Source organism: Pseudoalteromonas sp. 5Ae-yellow, from assembly GCF_014077565.1.
In the GTDB taxonomy this organism is placed as follows: Bacteria; Pseudomonadota; Gammaproteobacteria; order Enterobacterales; family Alteromonadaceae; genus Pseudoalteromonas.
In genome coordinates, this window is sequence record NZ_JACGWD010000026.1 from 20,855 (window position 1) to 40,386 (window position 19,532).

A 19,532-nucleotide genomic window follows, 5' to 3' on the forward strand; every position below is an offset into this window, starting at 1 on the left:
TACTGGAATGAGGCAAAGGTAATGAGTAAATATAATTTTTGTGCGGGGCCAGCTATGCTTCCGCAAGCGGTTATGAAAAAAGCGCAAAAAGAGTTTCTAGATTGGCAAGACCTAGGTGTGTCTGTGATGGAGATTAGCCATCGCAGTAAAGAGTTTTTAGCGCTTACAGCTAAATGTGAAGCTAGCCTTCGTCGCCTAATGAATATTAGTGATGAATTTGAAGTGCTGTTTATGCATGGTGGTGGTCGTGGCCAGTTTAGTGCTGTGCCATTAAACTTACACCAAGAAGGCAAAACAGCGTTTTATTGCGAGAATGGCGTATGGTCGAAAAGCGCCAGAGATGAAGCGAATAAGTTTACTCAAACGTCTTTTACGGATGTCCGTAATGATGCTGATGGTGAGTTTTCAATTAAAGACGTTGCTGACTGGGAATTACCAGAAGACGCTGCGTACATCCACTATTGCCCTAATGAAACTGTCGATGGCTTAGAGATTTTTGATGTACCAAGCCACCCAACAGCTCCGATTATTGCTGATATGTCTTCAACTATTTTATCGCGTGAGATTGACGTTAATAAATTTGATTTGATTTACGCTGGTGCGCAAAAAAATATCGGTCCATCGGGCATATCAATTGTTATTGTTCGTAAAGCATTACTTGAGCGCGAAGGTTTGCCAAAGCCCGGTATTTTAGATTACGCACTTGAAGCAAAGCAGGGCAGTATGTTTAATACCCCACCTACCTTTGCTTGGTATTTAGCGGCTGAAGTATTTGAATGGCTTGAAAGCAATGGTGGGGTAAAAGCCATGGAAGCACAAAATATTGCTAAAGCAAATTTACTGTATGATTTTATCGATAACTCAGATTTTTATTCAAATATAGTCGCTAAACATTGCCGCTCACGCATGAATGTTCCATTTTGGTTAAACGATGAAAGCTTAAATAGCAAATTTGTTGCTCAATCAAGCGAGGCCGGTTTACTTGCACTTGAAGGTCACAGAATTGTGGGCGGTATGCGCGCAAGTATTTATAACGCTATGCCTCTTGAAGGTGTTCAAGCACTTGTAGATTTTATGGCTGCATTTGCAAAGGAGCACAGCTAATGGAGCAGCTCCGTTTAGAACCTATTTCTAAAGTAAATGGCACGGTAACCCTACCAGGTTCAAAGAGTCTATCGAACAGAATTTTATTATTAGCAGCACTGGCAAACGGTACCACCGTTGTAGAGAACTTACTTGATAGTGACGATATACGCCATATGCTGGGTGCTTTAAAGTTATTGGGTGTAAATGTAACTTTGAATGATGAACACACTGTAGCGACCGTAGAGGGAGTTGGTGGTGTGTTTAATACACCAAGTGAACCATTATTTTTAGGTAATGCAGGTACTGCTTACAGACCTTTAACGGCTGTACTTGCTGCCGTTGCTGGTGAGTATGAGCTAATAGGCGAGCCACGTATGGAAGAGCGTCCGATAGGGCACTTAGTTGATGCTCTACAAGCGCTTGGTGGTGATGTTACTTATACAAAACACAAAGACTATCCACCACTTAAAATTGTAGGTGGTCAAATAAAAGGTGGTGAGGTTGAAATTGACGGTAGTATTTCAAGTCAGTTTTTAACTGCCTTGTTAATGGCAGCACCTTTATTTAACGGCGATACAAATATAACTATTAAGGGTACTTTAGTATCTAAGCCTTATATTGATATTACGTTAGGTGTTATGGCGCGCTTTGGTATTGATGTTGAGCACAGTGATTATGCAACTTTTAAAGTTAAAGGTGGTCAACAGTATCAATCACTCGAACGAATTATGGTTGAAGGCGATGCATCTTCTGCTTCTTACTTTGTTGCTGCGGCTGCAATTGCTGGCGGCGAGATTGAAATTAAAGGCGTGGGTGCTAAATCAGTTCAAGGTGATATAGGCTTTGCTAAAGTAATGGAGCAAGTAGGCGCGAAAATCGATTGGTATGATGAGCGTTTAGTTGTTCGCAAAGGCGAATTAAAAGGCGTAGATATTGACGCTAATGCAATTCCTGATGCTGCTATGACCCTTGCAACTGTTGCTCTTTTCGCTAAAGGCCCAACTGCCATTCGTAACATTTATAACTGGCGAGTAAAAGAAACAGACCGTTTATATGCGATGGCAACTGAGCTTAGAAAAGTAGGTGCAGAAGTGGTAGAAGGGCATGACTTTATAGAAATTACACCGCCTAAACACTTCAACGATGTAGCAATAGACACTTACGACGATCACCGTATAGCCATGTGTTTTGCAATGGTTGCCGTTGGTGGAAAGCCAATAACGATTAATGATCCAAAGTGTACCTATAAAACATTTCCTACATTTTTCAATGTTTTAGCGTCAGTCAGTGAATAAGCTAATTAGAAGTAATTACAAAAGTTACACACTAATAGCAGATATATTTTAATAACTGACGTATAATGTCGCGGTTTATTTAGGTGTGCATTGCAGGAGGTTTTAAATGCAGGCGTTATTAATGCCCGTGATCACCGTTGATGGCCCAAGTGGTTCAGGTAAAGGAACTGTTTGTCGCTTGTTAGCCGACAAGTTAGGGTGGGATGTATTAGATAGCGGTGCGATTTATCGCGTTTTATCTTTAGCTGCACTTCATCACCAAATTGCATTAGACAATGAAGAAGGGCTTGTCCCTCTTGCTGCAAATTTAGATGTGCAGTTTTTGGTAGATAGCCAAACTAATGCAGGAAAAGTTATTTTAGAAGGCGAAGATGTAACTACTACTATTCGTAATGAAGAAGTAGGCGCTGCAGCATCAAAAGTTGCAGCATTACCTCGCGTTCGTGAAGCGTTATTACGTCGCCAGCGTGCATTTCGCACTGAAAACGGCTTAATTGCCGATGGCCGTGATATGGGCACTGTGGTTTTTCAAGATGCGCCGTTAAAAATATATTTAACAGCAAGTGCAGAAGAGCGTGCTCGTAGACGCTTTGTTGAGTTGAATACGCGCGGTCTTGATGTTACACTAAGTGGTCTATTACAGGACATTCAAGCTCGTGACGAGCGCGATATGAATCGTGCCGTTGCTCCGCTTGTACCTGCAGATGATGCTATTGAGCTTGATACTAGCGAGCTCAATGCACAGCAAGTGTTTGATAAGGTAATAACTTTATTGGATATTGCAATCTCTGAAGGTAAGCTTCCTAAACGAAGCTAAACACATTTTATGCGCCAGCAGGATGCCAGTGCTATTTTAACAACCCCATGCAGCATGGTTGCTTATTGGTATTAATATATGAGACGTATATTCGTATGTCAGAAAATTTTGCGCAGTTATTTGAAGAAAGCTTAAAGGGTTTTGAAGCAGAGCAAGGCTCTATCGTTAAAGGTACAGTAATCTCTATCGAGAATAACATTGTACTTGTAGATGCTGGTCTTAAATCAGAAAGTGCTATCCCTGCAGAGCAGTTCAAAAATGCTGCTGGTGAACTTGAAGTTGCTGTAGGCGACGAAGTAGATGTTGCACTAGATGCAATTGAAGACGGTTTCGGTGAAACTATTCTTTCTCGTGAGAAAGCTAAGCGTCACGAAGCATGGATCCGTCTTGAGAAAGCATGTGAAGAGCAAGAGACTGTTACTGGTGTTATCAACGGTAAAGTTAAAGGCGGTTTCACAGTTGAAGTTGATTCAATCCGTGCTTTCCTACCTGGTTCACTTGTTGATGTTCGTCCAGTACGTGACACAACTCACCTTGAAGGCAAAGAGCTTGAATTTAAAGTAATCAAGCTTGACCAAAAACGTAACAACGTTGTTGTTTCACGTCGTGCAGTTATCGAATCTGAAAACTCACAAGAACGTGAAGAGCTTCTTGCTAACCTTGTTGAAGGCCAAGAAGTTAAAGGTATCGTTAAGAACCTTACTGACTACGGTGCATTCGTTGACCTTGGTGGTGTTGATGGTCTACTACACATTACTGATATGGCTTGGAAGCGTGTTAAGCACCCTTCAGAAATCGTTAATGTTGGCGACGAAATCGCAGTTAAAGTTCTAAAATTCGACAAAGATAAAACTCGTGTATCTCTAGGCCTTAAACAGCTTGGTGAAGATCCATGGGCAGCTATCGCTGGTCGTTACCCAGAAGGTTCTAAACTTTCTGGTCGTGTTACTAACCTTACAGATTACGGCTGTTTCGTGGAAATCGAAGAAGGCGTTGAAGGTTTAGTACACGTTTCTGAAATGGATTGGACTAACAAAAACATCCATCCTTCAAAAGTTGTTAGCTTAGGCGACACTGTTGAAGTTATGGTTTTAGAAATTGACGAAGAACGTCGTCGTATTTCTCTTGGTCTTAAGCAATGTATTGCTAATCCTTGGCAGGAATTTGCTCGTCTACAAAACAAAGGCGATCAAGTTACTGGTAAGATCAAATCAATCACTGACTTCGGTATCTTTATCGGTCTTGACGGTGGTATTGACGGTCTTGTACACCTTTCAGACATTTCTTGGAATACACCTGGCGAAGAAGCTGTACGTGAATTCAAGAAAGGCGACGAAATCACTGCTATCGTATTGCAAGTTGACCCAGAGCGTGAACGTATCTCTCTAGGTGTTAAGCAAATCGAAGCTGACCCATTCAATAACTACCTTGATGCAAACAAAAAAGGTGCTATTGTTAAAGGTAAAGTGACTGAAGTTGATGCGAAAGGCGCAACTGTTGAACTTATCGAAGGCGTTGAAGGTTACATCCGTGTAGCTGATATCGCTCAAGAACGCGTTGAAGATGCAACTACTGTTGTTTCTGTAGGCGACGAGATTGAAGTTAAATACGTTGGTGTTGATCGTAAGAACCGCACTTTAAGCTTATCTGTAAAAGCTCTTTTCGAAGCAGAAGAGAAAGAAGTACTAGAGAAGCTTAAGAAAGAAGAGCCAGTGTTTGAAAACGCAATGGCAGCTGCTTTCGCAAATGCACAAAAAGACTAATATATAATTAGTTTTTAGTTGGAAGGGCATTTTTTGCCCTTCCTATATCTCTTTTTAAGGAAACGCTATGACTAAGTCAGAACTGATAGAAACACTTGCGGAACAACACGCACACGTCCCAGTGAAAGATGTTGAGAATGCTGTAAAAGAAATTCTTGAACAAATGGCCGGCTCATTATCTACTTCAGATCGTATTGAGATCAGAGGTTTTGGTAGTTTCTCTTTGCATTTCCGCGCTCCTCGCACAGGTCGTAATCCTAAGACTGGCGATACAGTAGAGCTTGAAGGAAAGCATGTACCTCATTTTAAACCAGGCAAAGAATTACGCGACCGCGTAAATGAAAGCATTGCCTAGTTAACTTAGTGGAGTAGTTACTTGTTCAAGGTATTAAAAATTATTCTGGTTGCGCTATGCCTTATCAGTGCATTTGTATTAGGGTCACAAAACCCACAGTTAGTACAAATAAATTATATTATAGCCAGTAATACACTACCTTTAGCTGTAATAATAAGTATCTGCTTTTTATTAGGTGTTTTAGTGGGTTGTTTTATTAGCTTTAAATTGTTTTCACAATTAAAGTGGCAAAACTACCGCTTAAAAAAGCAATTAGCGCCTGAAAAAGATAAAAAAAAGCTTGCCGCGAATAAAGACACCTAACTATGATTGAGCTTTTGTTTTTACTATTACCTGTTGCCGCCGGTTACGGCTGGATTATGGGTAAAAACAGTGCTAAAAACCAAGCTCATCAACTAAATCGTCAGATCACTTCTGAATACAGCAAAGGCTTAAAGTTTCTACTCGACAGAGAAGAAGACCAAGGCTTAGAGCACTTGATTAATTTGCTTGAAGTTTCAGCTGACTCTGTTGAACACTATTCTATACTTGCCACCATGTTTCGCCGTAGAGGTGAATTAGACCGCGCAATTAAAATTCATGAACTTCTATTAAAACACCCAGGCTTAAATGAACAACAAGCTGCAACTAGCCGTTTAGAACTTGCCGAAGATTATATAATGGCTGGTCTACTAGATAGTGCAGAAGAGCACTTAGTTTGGTTAGTTAAGGCTGGCCATGTAGCAGCACTAGACCCTATTATTACTTTATATTCGCAAACCCGTGAATGGGAAAAAGGCATCAACATGTTTGAAGCCCACAGCGAACTATTTTCAAAAGAACAACAATTTAAAGCGATTGCTAATTTTTATTGTGAATCAGCTTTAAGTGATAACACACCCCAACTAATGAGAAAAGCGATTAGCTTAAATTATAAAGCCGTACGTCCGCTTTACGAGTTAGGATTAGTTGCTTACGCGAAAGAAGATTACGTTAAAGCTATTTATTACTGGCGTGAGCTTGTATCACAATTCACTTTGTTTGCGCCGTTGTTTATTGATGAGCTAGCTCACAGCTATAAACAATTAAATTTAACGCATCAATTTCATGAATTAGTCAGTGACTTGTTAGAAAAGGGCGGTGTATTAATTAAAATAAAACATTGCCAAGCATTGCTTGAGCAAGGACACACTAAACAAGCCTTTGAATTTCTAACTGATAGCTTAAAACGTCAACCTACTATTCGTGGTTTCAGTTTTTTACTGCAATTAATGGGTGACCAAAATAAAAATACTAAAGAAGTACTTAATGAAATTGATAAGCTTGTAACCTCTTATATTGCTACAAAACCTGATTTCCAATGTCAGCATTGCGGTTTTACAAGCTACACCATATATTGGAATTGCCCTTCTTGTAAGCATTGGGAAACCATTGTTCCAAGTCGAGGCTTAGACGGATTTTAATAACCCCTTAAATAATATCGGATTTAACTATGATAATTTTAGCAAATTAAACTGAGAGTTTACTGGGTTGGAATTTTTTGATGTTGTGTCTATATAAATTTCTCTACACCTTCTCTCAAATTACCAGCTAGCACTATTGCATTAAATCTACTTATACAATTACTTTATATCAATTCGCTTAATTAAGTGGTCTGTTTTGAGGTAAGAAAATTGTGTCGATAACAAGGCAAAAAATTTTTAATATTATTGTTCTATATAAGAAATTTTTAACGCAGTTAGCGTCAGATTTGGTCCTCAAATTGATTAAGTATAATTGCGGATTGGTATTATAGCCATACATTAGGATAGTCATGTCTTTCGAACACTCAAAAAAAATTCTTATAGCATTAGATTACGATGATCAAGAGGTTGCTTTAAACTTTGTTAAACAACTTTCTCCTGATACATGCCGTCTTAAAGTAGGCAAAGAGATGTTTACTTATTTTGGACCTGCATTTGTTAAAGAGTTAATTGATTTAGGTTTTGATGTTTTTCTAGATTTAAAATTTCATGACATCCCTAATACAGTAGCTAAAGCTGTTACTGCAGCTGCGAAAATAGGTGTGTGGATGGTAAACGTTCATGCTTCTGGTGGTTTTGAAATGATGAGCAAAGCTAAATCGGCTCTAGAACAATTTGGCGATAAAGCGCCATTACTTATCGCGGTTACTGTATTAACAAGCATGGATGAAACAGAACTAAAGCGTTTAGGCGTTGATAAATCTGCTCAAGAGCAAGTTATATATTTAGCTAAGCTTGCAAAGGAAGCAGGGCTTGATGGCGTTGTGTGTTCTGCACAAGAAGCAAAAGCTTTAAAAGCAGAGTTAGGTGAGAACTTTAAACTTGTAACACCAGGTATACGTCCTGAAGGCAGTGATGCTGGCGATCAAAAGCGTATTATGACTCCTAAGCAAGCAATAGATGCAGGAAGTGATTATTTAGTTATAGGCCGACCTATTACTCAGGCGGATGATCCCGTAAAAGTGCTTAGTGATGTTAATAGGTCTATAGAATAATTTAACAAAAAGCAGCAATATAGTGCTAAAAGCCCTTACCTCATGTGTATTTTATGTTACATTATTAGGATTGAAATGTAGTAGGGGTTTGTTTTGAAGTTATTATTAGGTTTTATAATTATTGTTGCGGGTTTTTCAGTAAATAAAAATCTTTTTTCTAATAAAGTATATGATGATGTTACATCAGTAACAGATATAATCACGAATTACCCTGTCAATATGTTCGATTTTAAACAAACAATGCAAGATTATGCACACCACCTATGTTACAAAAATGAGGATACACTTACATCTCAGCATATAACAGTAACTGATTGCATATCTAAGCTTGATGATAAAAAAATAGAATGCGAAAAGAAGGTTTTTCGTTTGGCACCGCTTAACCTAGAGTCAAAAGGTGAAGAGCTTGATTATTCAAGGCAATATACGCAATGTACATTGCCTTATAAGTATATTTTAGGTTAATTACAAACAGATAATATTAGTAATTACAGCCTATTATTTATAATTAAGATCTTAAGCGAATGGATTTCGCTTCAATATCTATCAATTCTTGTTTGAATAATCCACCAATTGCTTTTTTATAGTTAGCTTTACTAGTAGAAAACATCTTTTTTATTGCTTCAGGTTCAGACTTATCACCTAATGGGATAACACCACCTTCATTTTTTAGTTTTTGCATAATAGTTTCACCAAGGTCACTTACTTTTCCCATACCTGGCTTTTCTAATACAACATCAATTTTTCCATCTTCACGTACTTTTTGAATGAAGCCTTTAAGCTTTTGACCCACAAATAAGCTTTTAAATACCATATTGTAAAAAACAACACCGAAATGCGATTCTTCAATTAATACCTTGTAGCCAATATCTGTTTTGCCAGCAACAATTAAATCCACTTCTTGTAAGTGAGTATATTGTGGCTCATCTTTAGATAGGAAGCGATTAAAGTTGTTTGATGCACAAATACGTTGGCTTGCATTATCAAGGTACAGACGAACTAAATATGAGTGACCTTCTTGCATGCGTGGTTTTTGTTCGTTAAACGGGGTTAGTACATCTTTCTCAAGACCCCAATCTAAAAATGCACCAATACTATTAATTTCTTTAACGCGAAGCAGGGCATATTCACCTACTTGTGCGTGTGGCTTTTTAGTTGTGGCAGTTGCTAAGTTAGCGTTGTCTAAAAAGATAAATACACTAATGCTATCGCCCGCTTCAAGCTCATGTTTAATTTCTTGTTTTGGTAAAAACACTTCACCTAAATCATGACCATCTAAGTAAGCACCTTCGTTACTCACTTCTTTTACAAATAATGTTTGTGTGGTTCCTAGGTAACTCATAATTATTCCTGCTCAGTCTTTTTTTTACGGCGCATTGGTGTATCGCCATCAATGTTCATTGGTGCTTTAATTGGTGCTGTTGGCTTTTTAGGTTTGGCTTTGCGTTTAAATACAGGCTTTTTAACAGCGGCGGATTTTTCTTTAGATTTATCCCACGTTGCCTCAGGCTTTTTATCTTTTAAACCTTTAAACTTAGCTTTTAAGCCCTCTACGCTCGCAAATTTTAACTCATCATTTAAAAATGCTTTAATAGCTAAGTAACTTGCCCAATCTTTTGGGCCAACTAATGAAATTGCGTTACCTTTAAAGCCAGCTCGTCCTGTACGACCTATGCGGTGTACATACTCTTCAGCGTGTTTTGGTAAATCAAAGTTAATAACATGCGTTACACTTAGTAAATCTAAACCACGAGATGCAACATCGGTGGTGATTAATATTTTAAAGTTTCCGCGACTAAACGAATCCATTATATCTAAACGTTTATTTTGTGTTAAATCACCAGCAAGCGCTACAGACTTGAAGCCTTTAGCATTAAGCGCTTCACTCAAGCGACTCGTGTCAGAACGTGTTGCTGTGAAGATAATGCATTGACCAACATCATCTTGATTCAAAAAGTGCTCTAATAGCGCTTCTTTATGATCAAGGTGATCGGCTAGATATAAAGTTTGTTTAATATCGCTATGTTGCTCGTTCGCTGCACTTAGCGTAATTTGCTTTGGTTTTTTTAATAGGTTACGTGATAGAGCATCTACTTGAGCATGGTCAAGTGTTGCAGAAAACAATAACGTTTGACGTAAACGGTGATTAGCTTGCTCGTTAATCATTTTTAACTGCTCGGTAAAGCCTAAATCTAAAATACGATCGGCTTCATCAAAAATAAGCAGTTCTAGTCCACTCAATTGTAATGAACGTTTTGTAATGTGATCAGCTAAACGCCCTGGTGTAGCAACTACGAATTGTGGGTCGTTTCTAAGTGCTTTTATTTGGTCATTAAAGTTTTCGCCACCAAGTATTTTTACGGCCTTAATGGCTGTGCCTGCAATTAATAAACGCAGCTGAGTAAATACTTGCGTAGCAAGCTCACGAGTAGGAGCAACAATAAGTACACGAGGATCGCGTTTACTGAGTGCTTTTTGTTTCATAACCCTTTGTACAGCAGGTAATAAAAACGCCAAGGTTTTGCCCGACCCAGTTTTAGACTGAGCGAAAATGTCATGCCCTGCAAGTGCGGTAGGCACTGCATGCGCTTGAATATCGGTGGGCTGGGTGATCCCTTGATGTGCTAGTTGTGTTTCAAGGCGTGTATCAATCCCAAGATCAGTAAACTGCAATGTGTGTTTCTCCAAAATGAGCAAATTAAGTCTATAAATTTATCAGCGCATTATAGCTTACACAGATAGGTCGCTAACAGTAAAAACCAATCTATAGCGCTATTTTTTGCAATTAAACTAAAAAAGCGTAAAATACGCGCCCCATATGCGCCGGATTTACGATTCGGTAAACGCCAATACTGGCTAATAAGGCAAAATAGGAAATATAATGACTGTTGTTCATAAAGATAATGTAACGGGCGATCACTTTGTAGTATGTGCGCTGTATAAATTTGTTGGTTTACCTGAATTTGAAGCTATCCGTAAGCCGTTGCTTGAAGTGATGGAAGCAAATGAAGTACGCGGTACTTTACTACTCGCTGCCGAAGGTATAAACGGCACTGTTTCTGCAAAACGTGAAGGGATAGACAACTTATTAGCATGGCTTGATGAGCAACCAAATTTAAAAAACATCGTAACAAAAGAATCTTACGATGATGAATGCCCGTTTTACCGCACTAAAGTAAAACTAAAAAAAGAAATTGTAACGATGGGCGTTGAAGGCGTAGATCCGCTTAAAGTTGTGGGTAGCTATGTAAAGCCAAATGAGTGGAACGCACTTATATCTGACCCAGAAGTAATTTTAATTGATACACGTAATGATTACGAAATTGAAATTGGTACATTTCAAAATGCAGTCGATCCAAATACTAAAACTTTTCGCGAATTTCCACAGTGGGCTAAAGAAAACTTAGACCCTGAAAAACATAAAAAAGTAGCGATGTTTTGTACAGGTGGTATCCGCTGCGAAAAATCGACGGCCTACATGAAAGAGCAAGGTTTTGACGAAGTTTATCATCTTGAAGGCGGCATTTTAAAATATCTAGAAGAAGTGCCAAAAGAAGAAACCATGTGGGAAGGAGAATGTTTTGTATTTGATAATCGCGTTGCGGTTGATCACGACTTACAAAAGGGCTCTTATGATCAATGCCACGCGTGCCGTATGCCAATTACAGAAGACGAAAAGTTAAAGCCTGAATACATGGAAGGTGTATCTTGTCATCATTGTATTGAAGAAGTGACAGACGAGCAACGGACACGTTTTGCGGAGCGCCAAAAGCAAATAGAATTAGCGCAAGCCCGTGGCGAAGGCCATATTGGTAATGAGGCACAAGCTGTTTTACAGCAACGTAAAGAAGCCAAAAAAGCCCAAAAAGACGCTCAGCGCGGTAAATAAATTTTTACAATAAGTATTACATTTAAAGAGTCTATTTAGGCTCTTTTTTTGTGCCCAAAATTGTGCAGTAATTGTTTTCACACTCCGATGATAGTGTTAATCTGCAAAACATATTTAGTCATTTTAATGCGCATACAGGAAGGGATTTATGCAAGCCGAACAAGTTGAAATCGCACAATTTTTAGCACAACATCCTCCTTTTGATGACTTACCTCAAAAAGCGCTTAATGAGCTAGCTCAACAAGTAGAAGTTGCTTATTTTAGAGCAAAAACAGACATTTTAAGTTTTGGACAAGACATATCTGATTTGTATGTGATTAGAAGTGGTTCTGTAGAAATGTATCGCCGAAATGGTGAGCTATACAATCGTTTGGCCATTGCAGGAATATTTGGTCAAATGGGTTTATTGATGAACCGTAAGGTGCGTTTTCCTGCAACTGCTCTTGAAGATACGTTAGTTTATTGTATAAATGTTGAGCTATTTAATCGTTACTGTGATGAGTTTGATGCGTTTGCTGATTACTTTGAAACAGATGGTAACGTGCGTTTACATCAAGCTATTGTTGAACAAGCTGATGGCAATGACCTTACAACCGCTAAAGTAAAATCATTAATTCACAGAGATGTAGTCACCGTAGATGCAACATCTACAATACAAGATATCGCTAAATTAATGACCGAAGAGGCTGTATCGTCAGTTTTGGTAACCGATGTAAATAAACCAATAAACGACGATCCTGAGGAAGATGATGGACAAGTCGTTGGCATAATAACCGATAGGGATTTACGCTCAAAAGTAGTGGCTAAAGGGCTTGATTTTAACACACAAGCAAAAGAGATTATGTCTACTAACTTAGTGCTTTTAGATGCTAATGACTATATTTTTGAAGCGGTACTGGCCATGCTCAGAGATAATCTCCATCATTTACCCGTAGTACAAAAAAGACGTCCTATAGGAGTTATCTCGCTCTCTGATATTTTACGTTACGAATCGCAAAGCAGCTTATTACTTGTACGCGGCATACTTGCTCAACAAACAATTGAGGATTTAGCGCATTATGCACGCCAATTACCCAATGTATTTGTCCGTATGGTTAACGAAGATGCAAATTCACACATGATTGGTACTGCCATGGCCGTTATCGGACGTACTTTTAAACAAAGATTACTGGTATTAGCTGAAGAAAAGTTTGGTCCACCTCCCGTTCCTTATTGTTTTATTGCACTGGGCTCAATGGCTCGCGACGAGCAACTTATTGTAACTGATCAAGATAACGCACTAATTTTAGATGACAGTTACGACGATGAAAAACATAACGCGTACTTTCAAAATATTGCCGATTTTGTGTGTGATGGCTTAGCGCAGTGTGGTTACACTTATTGTGATGGCGAAATAATGGCGTCGTTTAAAAAATGGCGTAAAACTCGCTCAGAGTGGTTCGATCAATTTGCAGATTGGATAGCCCAGCCAAAACCACAAGCACTGCTTAATAGCTCTATATTTTTTGATTTAGACGGTGTGTGGGGTAAAACCAAGTGGGCCGACGAGCTTAAAATATTTATAGCGAAACAAAGTAAAGTGAATCTTATATTTCTAGCAAATATGGCAGCAAATGCTCGAAATAGAACACCACCGCTTGGCTTTTTTAAAGGCTTTGTTATGGAGCATAACGGCCAACATAAGCGTTCAATGAACTTAAAGCGAAGAGGGACTGCACCACTTTCTGATGTTATACGCGTACACGCATTAGCTATTGGTTCGCGTAAACAAAACTCATTTGAGCGATTAGAAGATATTATTGAAGCTAAGCTATTACCGCAGGGTAAAGCGCAAGATTTACGTGATGCACTTGAGTATATTGCTATGATGCGAATTCGCCATCAAGCGTGGCAAATAGAGAAGGGCGAAGAGCCTGATAACGACTTAGACCCACATTTACTTTCTCCTTTTGAACAGCGAAACTTGAAAGAGGCATTCGCTATTTTAGAAAAAGCACAAAGCTATTTAAAATTTAGCTACACTGCAAACTCTGGTGTAAAGTAGCCTATGAATCAGCGTAATTACAAAGCAGTTGATTGGCAAGCTAGATACAACGAGCTTGCCAACAACACCGAAAATAAACTTCTAAAACACTTTTATGCAGGTGCTTATAACCAAGATAAAGCCGCAGTAGAAGATGTGCCTTTTGTAGCAATGGACTTTGAAACAACAGGTTTAAATAGCCAAAACGACGATATTGTGAGTGTTGGCTTAGTGCCATTTAATTTAAAGCGTATTTATTGCAAACACAGTCGGCATTGGGTTGTTCAACCAAGACGTAACCTGCATGAAGAATCTATTTTAATTCATGGAATAACGCACTCTGAGGTGGATGACGCACCTGACTTTAATCGAATTATTGAACCTTTACTTGAAGCGCTAAGTGGCAAAGTTGTCGTGGTGCATTACGCTGCAATAGAGCGCCATTTTTTAAATAATGCGTTATTACTGAGGCTTAAAGAAGGTATTGAGTTTGCACTTGTTGATACAATGGAGCTAGAAAAAAGAGCACTAAAAGCAAGGCAGGGAGTATTAGGCCGATTGTTTAACACAAAACTTGGATCGCTCAGATTAACAGATTGCCGCAAGCGATACTCATTACCTCCATATAATAACCATAATGCTCTAACGGATGCGCTTGCTACAGCCGAGCTTCTACAAGCGCAACTGAGTCATCATTACCGTGTAGATACTCCAATTTCAGAGTTGTGGGTATAATACCAATACGCAATGATACTTTAATCGTTTTGGGGGTTAAACCTGACGCTAGCTGCGTTAAAAATCTCTCATTTAGAATAACTAAATAACGAAATTTTTGCCTTACTATCGATACGATTTTCCTGCCACAAAATAGATCACTTTATTAAGCGAATTGGTATGATTTTAAATAGTTAAACAAAAAAACGCCGCAAAAATTGCGGCGCTTTTGTTACTAAGTAAAAGTATTACGTTACTTACTCAAAGTATTATTTAATTGAGCGAGGCTCAGTTCGTAAACCTAAAACTAAGCTTAAACACATAAATAACAATACAATAGTGAAAGGTAATCCTGCTGATACAGAGCCAGCTTGAAGTGCTTGAATCGCTTCAGTCCCGCCTATCCAAAGTAATGCAGCGGCTACCGCACCTTGAGTCACAGCCCAAAAAATACGCTGTGGTACTGGAGCATCAATTTTGCCACCGGCAGTGATTGAATCAATTACCAAAGAACCAGAGTCCGATGAAGTAATAAAGAAAACCAATACTAAAATAATTGCTACAAATGATAAAATGTTCGCCATAGGTAATGCATCAAACATTTGGAACATAGCTAAAGGTACTTCAGTTAGGCCATTAGCACCTAGTTCACCTACACCGTTGATTACTTGATCAATTGCAATTCCGCCGTATATAGACATCCATAAAATAGTAACAGCAGTAGGAACAAGCAATACCGCAATTAAGAATTCACGAATTGTACGACCACGTGATACACGCGCGATAAACATACCTACGAACGGTGACCAAGAAATCCACCATGCCCAATAAGATACAGTCCACCCGTGCATCCAAGTTTCATCTTCACGACCATGAGGATTACTTAGTGGGATGATATTTTCTATATACCCCATAACAGTAGTCGGGATATTACCTACAGAAACAGCAAAGCCTACTAAAAAAACAAAGATAAGCAAAACTAAGGCGATTAGCATATTGGCATTACTAAGCACTTTAACGCCGCCATCAATCCCACGAATTACTGAAACAATAGCTAAAAGTGAAACACCTATAATGACTAAAATTTGTGAACCAACTCCGCCTGAGGTACCAAATACATGGTCTATTCCTGCAGAAGCTTGCTGTGCCCCAAGTCCTAAAGAAGTAGCAAGACCAAACAGGGTTGCAAGCACGGCTAAAATATCGATGAGGTGACCTGGCCAGCCCCATGCTCTATCACCTAAAATAGGATAAAAGATAGAACGAATAGACAGTGGTAAGCCTTTATTATAAGTAAAAAATGCAAGCGAAAGCCCTACAACGGCATAAATAGCCCACGGGTGAAGACCCCAGTGAAACATAGTCGCACCCATTGCTACTTTTGCCGCCTCGGGTGTATTAGGTGTTACATTCAGTGGTGTTTCAAACCAGCCTGTATAATAAGCAAGTGGTTCAGCAACGCCCCAAAACATTAAGCCAATACCCATTCCCGCAGCAAATAACATAGCTAACCATGAGATACGTGAGTGAGTCGGTTTAGCATCATCACCACCTAAACGAATGTTACCGTAAGGTGAAACAATAAGCGCTAAACAAAAAACAACGAAAAAATTAGCAGCCCACATAAATAAGGCGTCAAAGTTATTGATAATATCTGTTTTTATACCATCAAGAGCAGATTTAGCCGTTTGTGGATCGGTAACAAGAATGGCGATTAAAAAAATGACAATCAGTCCGGCACTTATGCCGAAAACAGAGTTATGTATATCAAGCCCCCATTTTTGTACGTTGTCTTGACCTACAGTGTAGTCTGTACTGTCAATACTATATTTGTCATGATTTTCCTTCATGCAATACCTCTTTAGTTGTCCTAACAAGCCAAAATAAATTCGGCGTCATATCGAATTACATTAGCCTTTAAATATTAAGTAAATGTAATACCATAATTATTTGAAGACTAACTAATTTGAAGAGTGATCATACAGCTAGTAGTGTATGAGTTAAATATTAAATGTAAATGAATTTGCATTTAAAACGCTGTTTATATAGCCAAATTCATGATTCTTTTATTTAAAAAGCCCTAAAATTATAAATTCAGTGAACGTTAAAATTTAGTTTGCTATTAAAAGTATTAATTTACTTGGTTAAGTAAAAAAAGATCACTTTTAAGCAACTTAATTAATGCTTAAATACTAGGGCTTGTTGACCTTTTAGGATTAAAATTTGTTCTATTTAGGAGCGATTTAATCGATCCTAAGTTTGTAACCTAACGGTGCTGTTTCAAATCTGCGTTATTCTACATGCTTACATACACGTGAGAATAATTAAAAACTGAGCAGCAAAGAGCAAATTTCCCTCCAGGGCTAGTATAAATTTATAAGCTGATAAGCATCTTTAATCAAGTTGTAATATGAATATGATTTAACACAACATTAGGGCATGTTGAATTTTGGCGATTGAATTTACAGTAGTATGTTTGGTTTTTAGGCAAGGCAGAGCCTATGTAGTGTGGTCATTCCCCATAAATAGGCAATAACGCAGCATAAATACCAAACATACACTGCCCTTTGGGTTCTTTCTAGGGACGATTAACTCTTTGTTACTCGGTTTTTACTTAGCCCACTAGGTTACAAACCTCGTGCCGCGATTTAATCGCCCCTAGATTGAACAAATTTCAATCCAAAAAGCTCAGCATGCCCTAAGCTATATTTTATAAATAGATAGGCAAAGGATTAATACTATTATGCGTGAATGCGCTTTAAACAATACCAATCAAAACGAACTTGTTAAACGCTTTTACAGCGTTAGAGGCGAAAGCCTGGCTATTATTGAACCACTCACTGTAGAAGATTGCCAATTACAAGCTATGGCAGATGCCAGCCCAAGTAAATGGCATTTAGCGCACACGACGTGGTTTTTTGAAACGTTTTTACTTAGTGTTTATTGCAAGCAGTACACTGTGTTTAACTCTCACTACCGAATGCTTTTCAATTCTTACTACAATGGTATTGGAGAGCAATTTAAGCGCGCACACCGAGGTAGTTTATCCAGGCCTAGTTTAGATGAAGTTTTAGCTTATAGAGAGCATGTAGATAGCTGTGTGGTTGAATTACTTAAAACTGAAGTTAGCCCACAAATTAAAGATATTATTGAACTTGGGTTACACCACGAGCAACAGCATCAAGAACTAATGCTGATGGACATCAAATATAACTTTTCAGTAAATCCATTATTTCCGCAATATAAAATATCGTTTTTAAATAGCCAAAACAAATCAACTGATATTAAGCCCCTTAATTTTATAAACTTTGAGCAAGGTATTATTAATATAGGCACAAATGCCGACGATGAATTTGCATACGATAACGAGCGCCCTAAACACCAAGTATTAATTCATCCATTTAGCTTCGCCAATAAGTTGGTCACTAATGGGGAATATTTAGAGTTTATAAATGCCGGTGGATACAGCAATCCACAGTATTGGTTAAGTGACGGTTGGGCAAATATACAAAACAACGCTCTAACGCAACCATTGTATTGGCATTGTATAGATAACGAGTGGTTTGAGTTTACACACTATGGATTAGAACCTCTTAATTTAAATGCCCCGATCTGTCATGTTAGTTATTTTGAGGCCAGTGCATATGCTAATTTTGTAAAGGCTCGCTTGCCTACAGAGTTCGAATGGGAATATGCAGCTAAAAATACACCTTCAACAGAGATTAATAATCACTACCTAACACCTCAGCAAGCAAATAGTGATACTGAAATAAATCAGTTAACTGATTCGTGTTGGCAATGGACGAACAGTGCATATTTACCATACCCCGGTTTTAAGCCTATTGAAGGAATAGCAGGGGAATACAATGGTAAGTTTATGAATAACCAAATGGTGTTACGTGGTGGGTGTGTGTTTACCCCTCAAAACCATTTACGACAAACATACCGTAATTTTTATTACCCGCATCAAGCGTGGATGTGCAGCGGGATAAGACTAGCTAAGGATATAGTATGAGCCAAGTAACAGCGATTAAGCAAAGCAACATAACCGACACTGAATTTCTAAACGACGTGATAAGCGGATTAACTCAACAACAAAAAACGCTTCCGTGTAAATATTTTTATGATGATAAAGGTGCTGCATTATTTGAGCAAATAACAACCTTACAAGAGTATTATGTTACACGTACTGAGCTTTCTATATTAGAGCAACACTCAAAGTCGATTGCTCAAATGCTACCTGAAAACCTCTCTATTATAGAGCCTGGCTGTGGCTCGGGTAAAAAGGTAGCCTATTTATTAGCGCATATGGCAAACGTTAAAACCTTTGTACCGTTTGAAATATCTGAGGAGATGCTCAGTTATTCACTTGCACATTTGTCACCGTTATTTCCAGATTTGGCAATTTCGCCATTATTAGGAGACTTTACACATAGCCAAATGGTCAAACAGCTAACCAAAGACACCGCTTTAGACAGTCAAACTAATTTGGTGTACTTTCCGGGCTCTACTCTTGGTAATTTTGCCCCAGTTAAAGCCATAGAAATTATGAATAATTTCCATCGCTTATGCGGTGTAAATGGTTATGTATTAATTGGGGTTGATTTAGTAAAAGAGCGCCAAGTGTTACTTGATGCATATAACGATAAAGCGGGAGTTACCGCCGCGTTTAATAAAAACTTACTACAACGTATTAATAACGAGTTAAATGGCACATTTAACTTAGACAATTTTAGCCACGAGTCACGCTTTAACGAGCAACATAGCCGTATCGAAATGCATTTAGTAAGTAATCGTACTCAAAGCGTGATTATAAATGATCAGCAAATAGACTTTATAGAAGGCGAAAGTATCCATACAGAAAACTCTCACAAGTACACGCTCGAGTCGTTTAAGCAGCTTGCAGCGCAAGCTAATTTAAAGTTAGAGCAAACATGGCAAGACGATAGTAACTATTTTGCCCTGTGTTTATTAAGACCGCTTTAAACGTTACTTAAGTTTAGGGCGTGTTGATCTTTGATAGTTGAATTTGCAGCAATATGTTTGGTTTTTAGGCAAGGCAGAGCCTATGAAGTGTGGTTATTCCACATAAA

The 19,532-nt window shown here is 38.4% G+C and carries 17 protein-coding genes; 14 read left to right on the plus strand and 3 right to left on the minus strand.

Annotated features, from left to right (window positions below; all coding sequences use genetic code 11):
• Positions 1–21 precede the first annotated feature (21 nt).
• The 9 genes from serC (at position 22) to H4J63_RS09080 (ending at position 8,278) form a co-directional block, all read left to right on the plus strand.
• Positions 22–1,104 carry a 3-phosphoserine/phosphohydroxythreonine transaminase gene (gene serC / locus H4J63_RS09040; protein ID WP_182196102.1) on the plus strand — a complete coding sequence of 361 codons (1,083 nt, stop codon included), beginning with the start codon at positions 22–24 and terminating at the stop codon, positions 1,102–1,104.
• Positions 1,104–2,381 (plus strand): 3-phosphoshikimate 1-carboxyvinyltransferase, encoded by a 1,278-nt coding sequence (aroA, locus tag H4J63_RS09045; RefSeq protein ID WP_182196104.1) that lies wholly within the window; start codon positions 1,104–1,106, stop codon positions 2,379–2,381. Before serC ends, aroA begins: the two co-directional genes overlap by 1 nt.
• 106 nt (positions 2,382–2,487) lie before the next feature.
• The gene (gene cmk / locus H4J63_RS09050) at positions 2,488–3,198 is read left to right on the plus strand and encodes a (d)CMP kinase (RefSeq protein WP_007583052.1); all 711 of its coding nucleotides are present in this window, start codon (positions 2,488–2,490) and stop codon (positions 3,196–3,198) included.
• A gap of 95 nt (positions 3,199–3,293) precedes the next feature.
• Positions 3,294–4,961 carry a 30S ribosomal protein S1 gene (gene rpsA, locus H4J63_RS09055; RefSeq protein ID WP_002961176.1) on the plus strand — a complete coding sequence of 556 codons (1,668 nt, stop codon included), beginning with the start codon at positions 3,294–3,296 and terminating at the stop codon, positions 4,959–4,961.
• Between the two features lie 67 nt (positions 4,962–5,028).
• Positions 5,029–5,316: an integration host factor subunit beta gene (gene ihfB / locus H4J63_RS09060; RefSeq protein ID WP_007583054.1), complete on the plus strand. Its 288-nt coding sequence runs from the start codon at positions 5,029–5,031 to the stop codon at positions 5,314–5,316.
• 21 nt (positions 5,317–5,337) lie between these two features.
• Positions 5,338–5,619 carry a lipopolysaccharide assembly protein LapA domain-containing protein gene (locus tag H4J63_RS09065; RefSeq protein ID WP_007583056.1) on the plus strand — a complete coding sequence of 94 codons (282 nt, stop codon included), beginning with the start codon at positions 5,338–5,340 and terminating at the stop codon, positions 5,617–5,619.
• A gap of 2 nt (positions 5,620–5,621) precedes the next feature.
• A complete protein-coding gene (gene lapB / locus H4J63_RS09070; RefSeq protein ID WP_182196107.1) occupies positions 5,622–6,758 on the plus strand; it encodes a lipopolysaccharide assembly protein LapB in 1,137 nt (378 codons plus the stop codon).
• Between the two features lie 350 nt (positions 6,759–7,108).
• Positions 7,109–7,813: an orotidine-5'-phosphate decarboxylase gene (gene pyrF, locus H4J63_RS09075; protein WP_182196110.1), complete on the plus strand. Its 705-nt coding sequence runs from the start codon at positions 7,109–7,111 to the stop codon at positions 7,811–7,813.
• Positions 7,814–7,906: 93 nt separating this feature from the next.
• A complete protein-coding gene (locus H4J63_RS09080) occupies positions 7,907–8,278 on the plus strand; it encodes a hypothetical protein (protein WP_182196112.1) in 372 nt (123 codons plus the stop codon).
• 43 nt (positions 8,279–8,321) lie between these two features.
• Here H4J63_RS09080 and H4J63_RS09085 read toward each other — a convergent pair whose 3' ends face one another.
• Both H4J63_RS09085 and H4J63_RS09090 read right to left on the minus strand, forming a co-directional pair.
• Positions 8,322–9,155, minus strand: coding sequence for a S1 RNA-binding domain-containing protein (locus H4J63_RS09085; protein WP_024590152.1), 834 nt, complete (start codon positions 9,153–9,155; stop codon positions 8,322–8,324).
• 2 nt (positions 9,156–9,157) lie between these two features.
• A complete protein-coding gene (locus H4J63_RS09090; protein ID WP_182196115.1) occupies positions 9,158–10,486 on the minus strand; it encodes a DEAD/DEAH box helicase in 1,329 nt (442 codons plus the stop codon).
• Between the two features lie 208 nt (positions 10,487–10,694).
• Between H4J63_RS09090 and H4J63_RS09095 the strand changes: the two genes are divergently transcribed.
• The 3 genes from H4J63_RS09095 (at position 10,695) to H4J63_RS09105 (ending at position 14,460) form a co-directional block, all read left to right on the plus strand.
• Positions 10,695–11,702 (plus strand): rhodanese-related sulfurtransferase, encoded by a 1,008-nt coding sequence (locus H4J63_RS09095; RefSeq protein WP_007583069.1) that lies wholly within the window; start codon positions 10,695–10,697, stop codon positions 11,700–11,702.
• Positions 11,703–11,850: 148 nt separating this feature from the next.
• Complete coding sequence (locus H4J63_RS09100; RefSeq protein ID WP_024604101.1) at positions 11,851–13,746, plus strand: DUF294 nucleotidyltransferase-like domain-containing protein; 1,896 nt, start codon at positions 11,851–11,853, stop codon at positions 13,744–13,746.
• A gap of 3 nt (positions 13,747–13,749) precedes the next feature.
• Positions 13,750–14,460: a 3'-5' exonuclease gene (locus H4J63_RS09105; protein WP_024604100.1), complete on the plus strand. Its 711-nt coding sequence runs from the start codon at positions 13,750–13,752 to the stop codon at positions 14,458–14,460.
• A 248-nt stretch (positions 14,461–14,708) separates the two neighbouring features.
• Here the strand turns inward: H4J63_RS09105 and H4J63_RS09110 are convergent, their stop codons facing one another.
• Complete coding sequence (locus H4J63_RS09110; RefSeq protein ID WP_007583074.1) at positions 14,709–16,289, minus strand: BCCT family transporter; 1,581 nt, start codon at positions 16,287–16,289, stop codon at positions 14,709–14,711.
• Between the two features lie 893 nt (positions 16,290–17,182).
• Between H4J63_RS09110 and egtB the strand changes: the two genes are divergently transcribed.
• Complete coding sequence (gene egtB / locus H4J63_RS09115) at positions 17,183–18,454, plus strand: ergothioneine biosynthesis protein EgtB (protein WP_024604098.1); 1,272 nt, start codon at positions 17,183–17,185, stop codon at positions 18,452–18,454.
• Complete coding sequence (gene egtD, locus H4J63_RS09120) at positions 18,451–19,425, plus strand: L-histidine N(alpha)-methyltransferase (RefSeq protein WP_024604097.1); 975 nt, start codon at positions 18,451–18,453, stop codon at positions 19,423–19,425. The genes egtB and egtD overlap by 4 nt, the downstream gene beginning before the upstream one ends.
• Positions 19,426–19,532 lie beyond the last annotated feature (107 nt).

What these genes read in the sequence shown, in the direction of transcription:
- serC (WP_182196102.1), top strand. Translation starts at nt 22, where the DNA reads ATGAGTAAATATAATTTTTGTGCGGGGCCAGCTATGCTTCCGCAAGCG.
- aroA (WP_182196104.1), top strand. Translation starts at nt 1,104, where the DNA reads ATGGAGCAGCTCCGTTTAGAACCTATTTCTAAAGTAAATGGCACGGTA.
- cmk (WP_007583052.1), top strand. Translation starts at nt 2,488, where the DNA reads ATGCAGGCGTTATTAATGCCCGTGATCACCGTTGATGGCCCAAGTGGT.
- rpsA (WP_002961176.1), top strand. Translation starts at nt 3,294, where the DNA reads ATGTCAGAAAATTTTGCGCAGTTATTTGAAGAAAGCTTAAAGGGTTTT.
- ihfB (WP_007583054.1), top strand. Translation starts at nt 5,029, where the DNA reads ATGACTAAGTCAGAACTGATAGAAACACTTGCGGAACAACACGCACAC.
- lapB (WP_182196107.1), top strand. Translation starts at nt 5,622, where the DNA reads ATGATTGAGCTTTTGTTTTTACTATTACCTGTTGCCGCCGGTTACGGC.
- pyrF (WP_182196110.1), top strand. Translation starts at nt 7,109, where the DNA reads ATGTCTTTCGAACACTCAAAAAAAATTCTTATAGCATTAGATTACGAT.
- H4J63_RS09085 (WP_024590152.1), bottom strand. Translation starts at nt 9,155, where the DNA reads ATGAGTTACCTAGGAACCACACAAACATTATTTGTAAAAGAAGTGAGT.
- H4J63_RS09095 (WP_007583069.1), top strand. Translation starts at nt 10,695, where the DNA reads ATGACTGTTGTTCATAAAGATAATGTAACGGGCGATCACTTTGTAGTA.
- H4J63_RS09100 (WP_024604101.1), top strand. Translation starts at nt 11,851, where the DNA reads ATGCAAGCCGAACAAGTTGAAATCGCACAATTTTTAGCACAACATCCT.
- H4J63_RS09105 (WP_024604100.1), top strand. Translation starts at nt 13,750, where the DNA reads ATGAATCAGCGTAATTACAAAGCAGTTGATTGGCAAGCTAGATACAAC.
- H4J63_RS09110 (WP_007583074.1), bottom strand. Translation starts at nt 16,289, where the DNA reads ATGAAGGAAAATCATGACAAATATAGTATTGACAGTACAGACTACACT.
- egtB (WP_024604098.1), top strand. Translation starts at nt 17,183, where the DNA reads ATGCGTGAATGCGCTTTAAACAATACCAATCAAAACGAACTTGTTAAA.
- egtD (WP_024604097.1), top strand. Translation starts at nt 18,451, where the DNA reads ATGAGCCAAGTAACAGCGATTAAGCAAAGCAACATAACCGACACTGAA.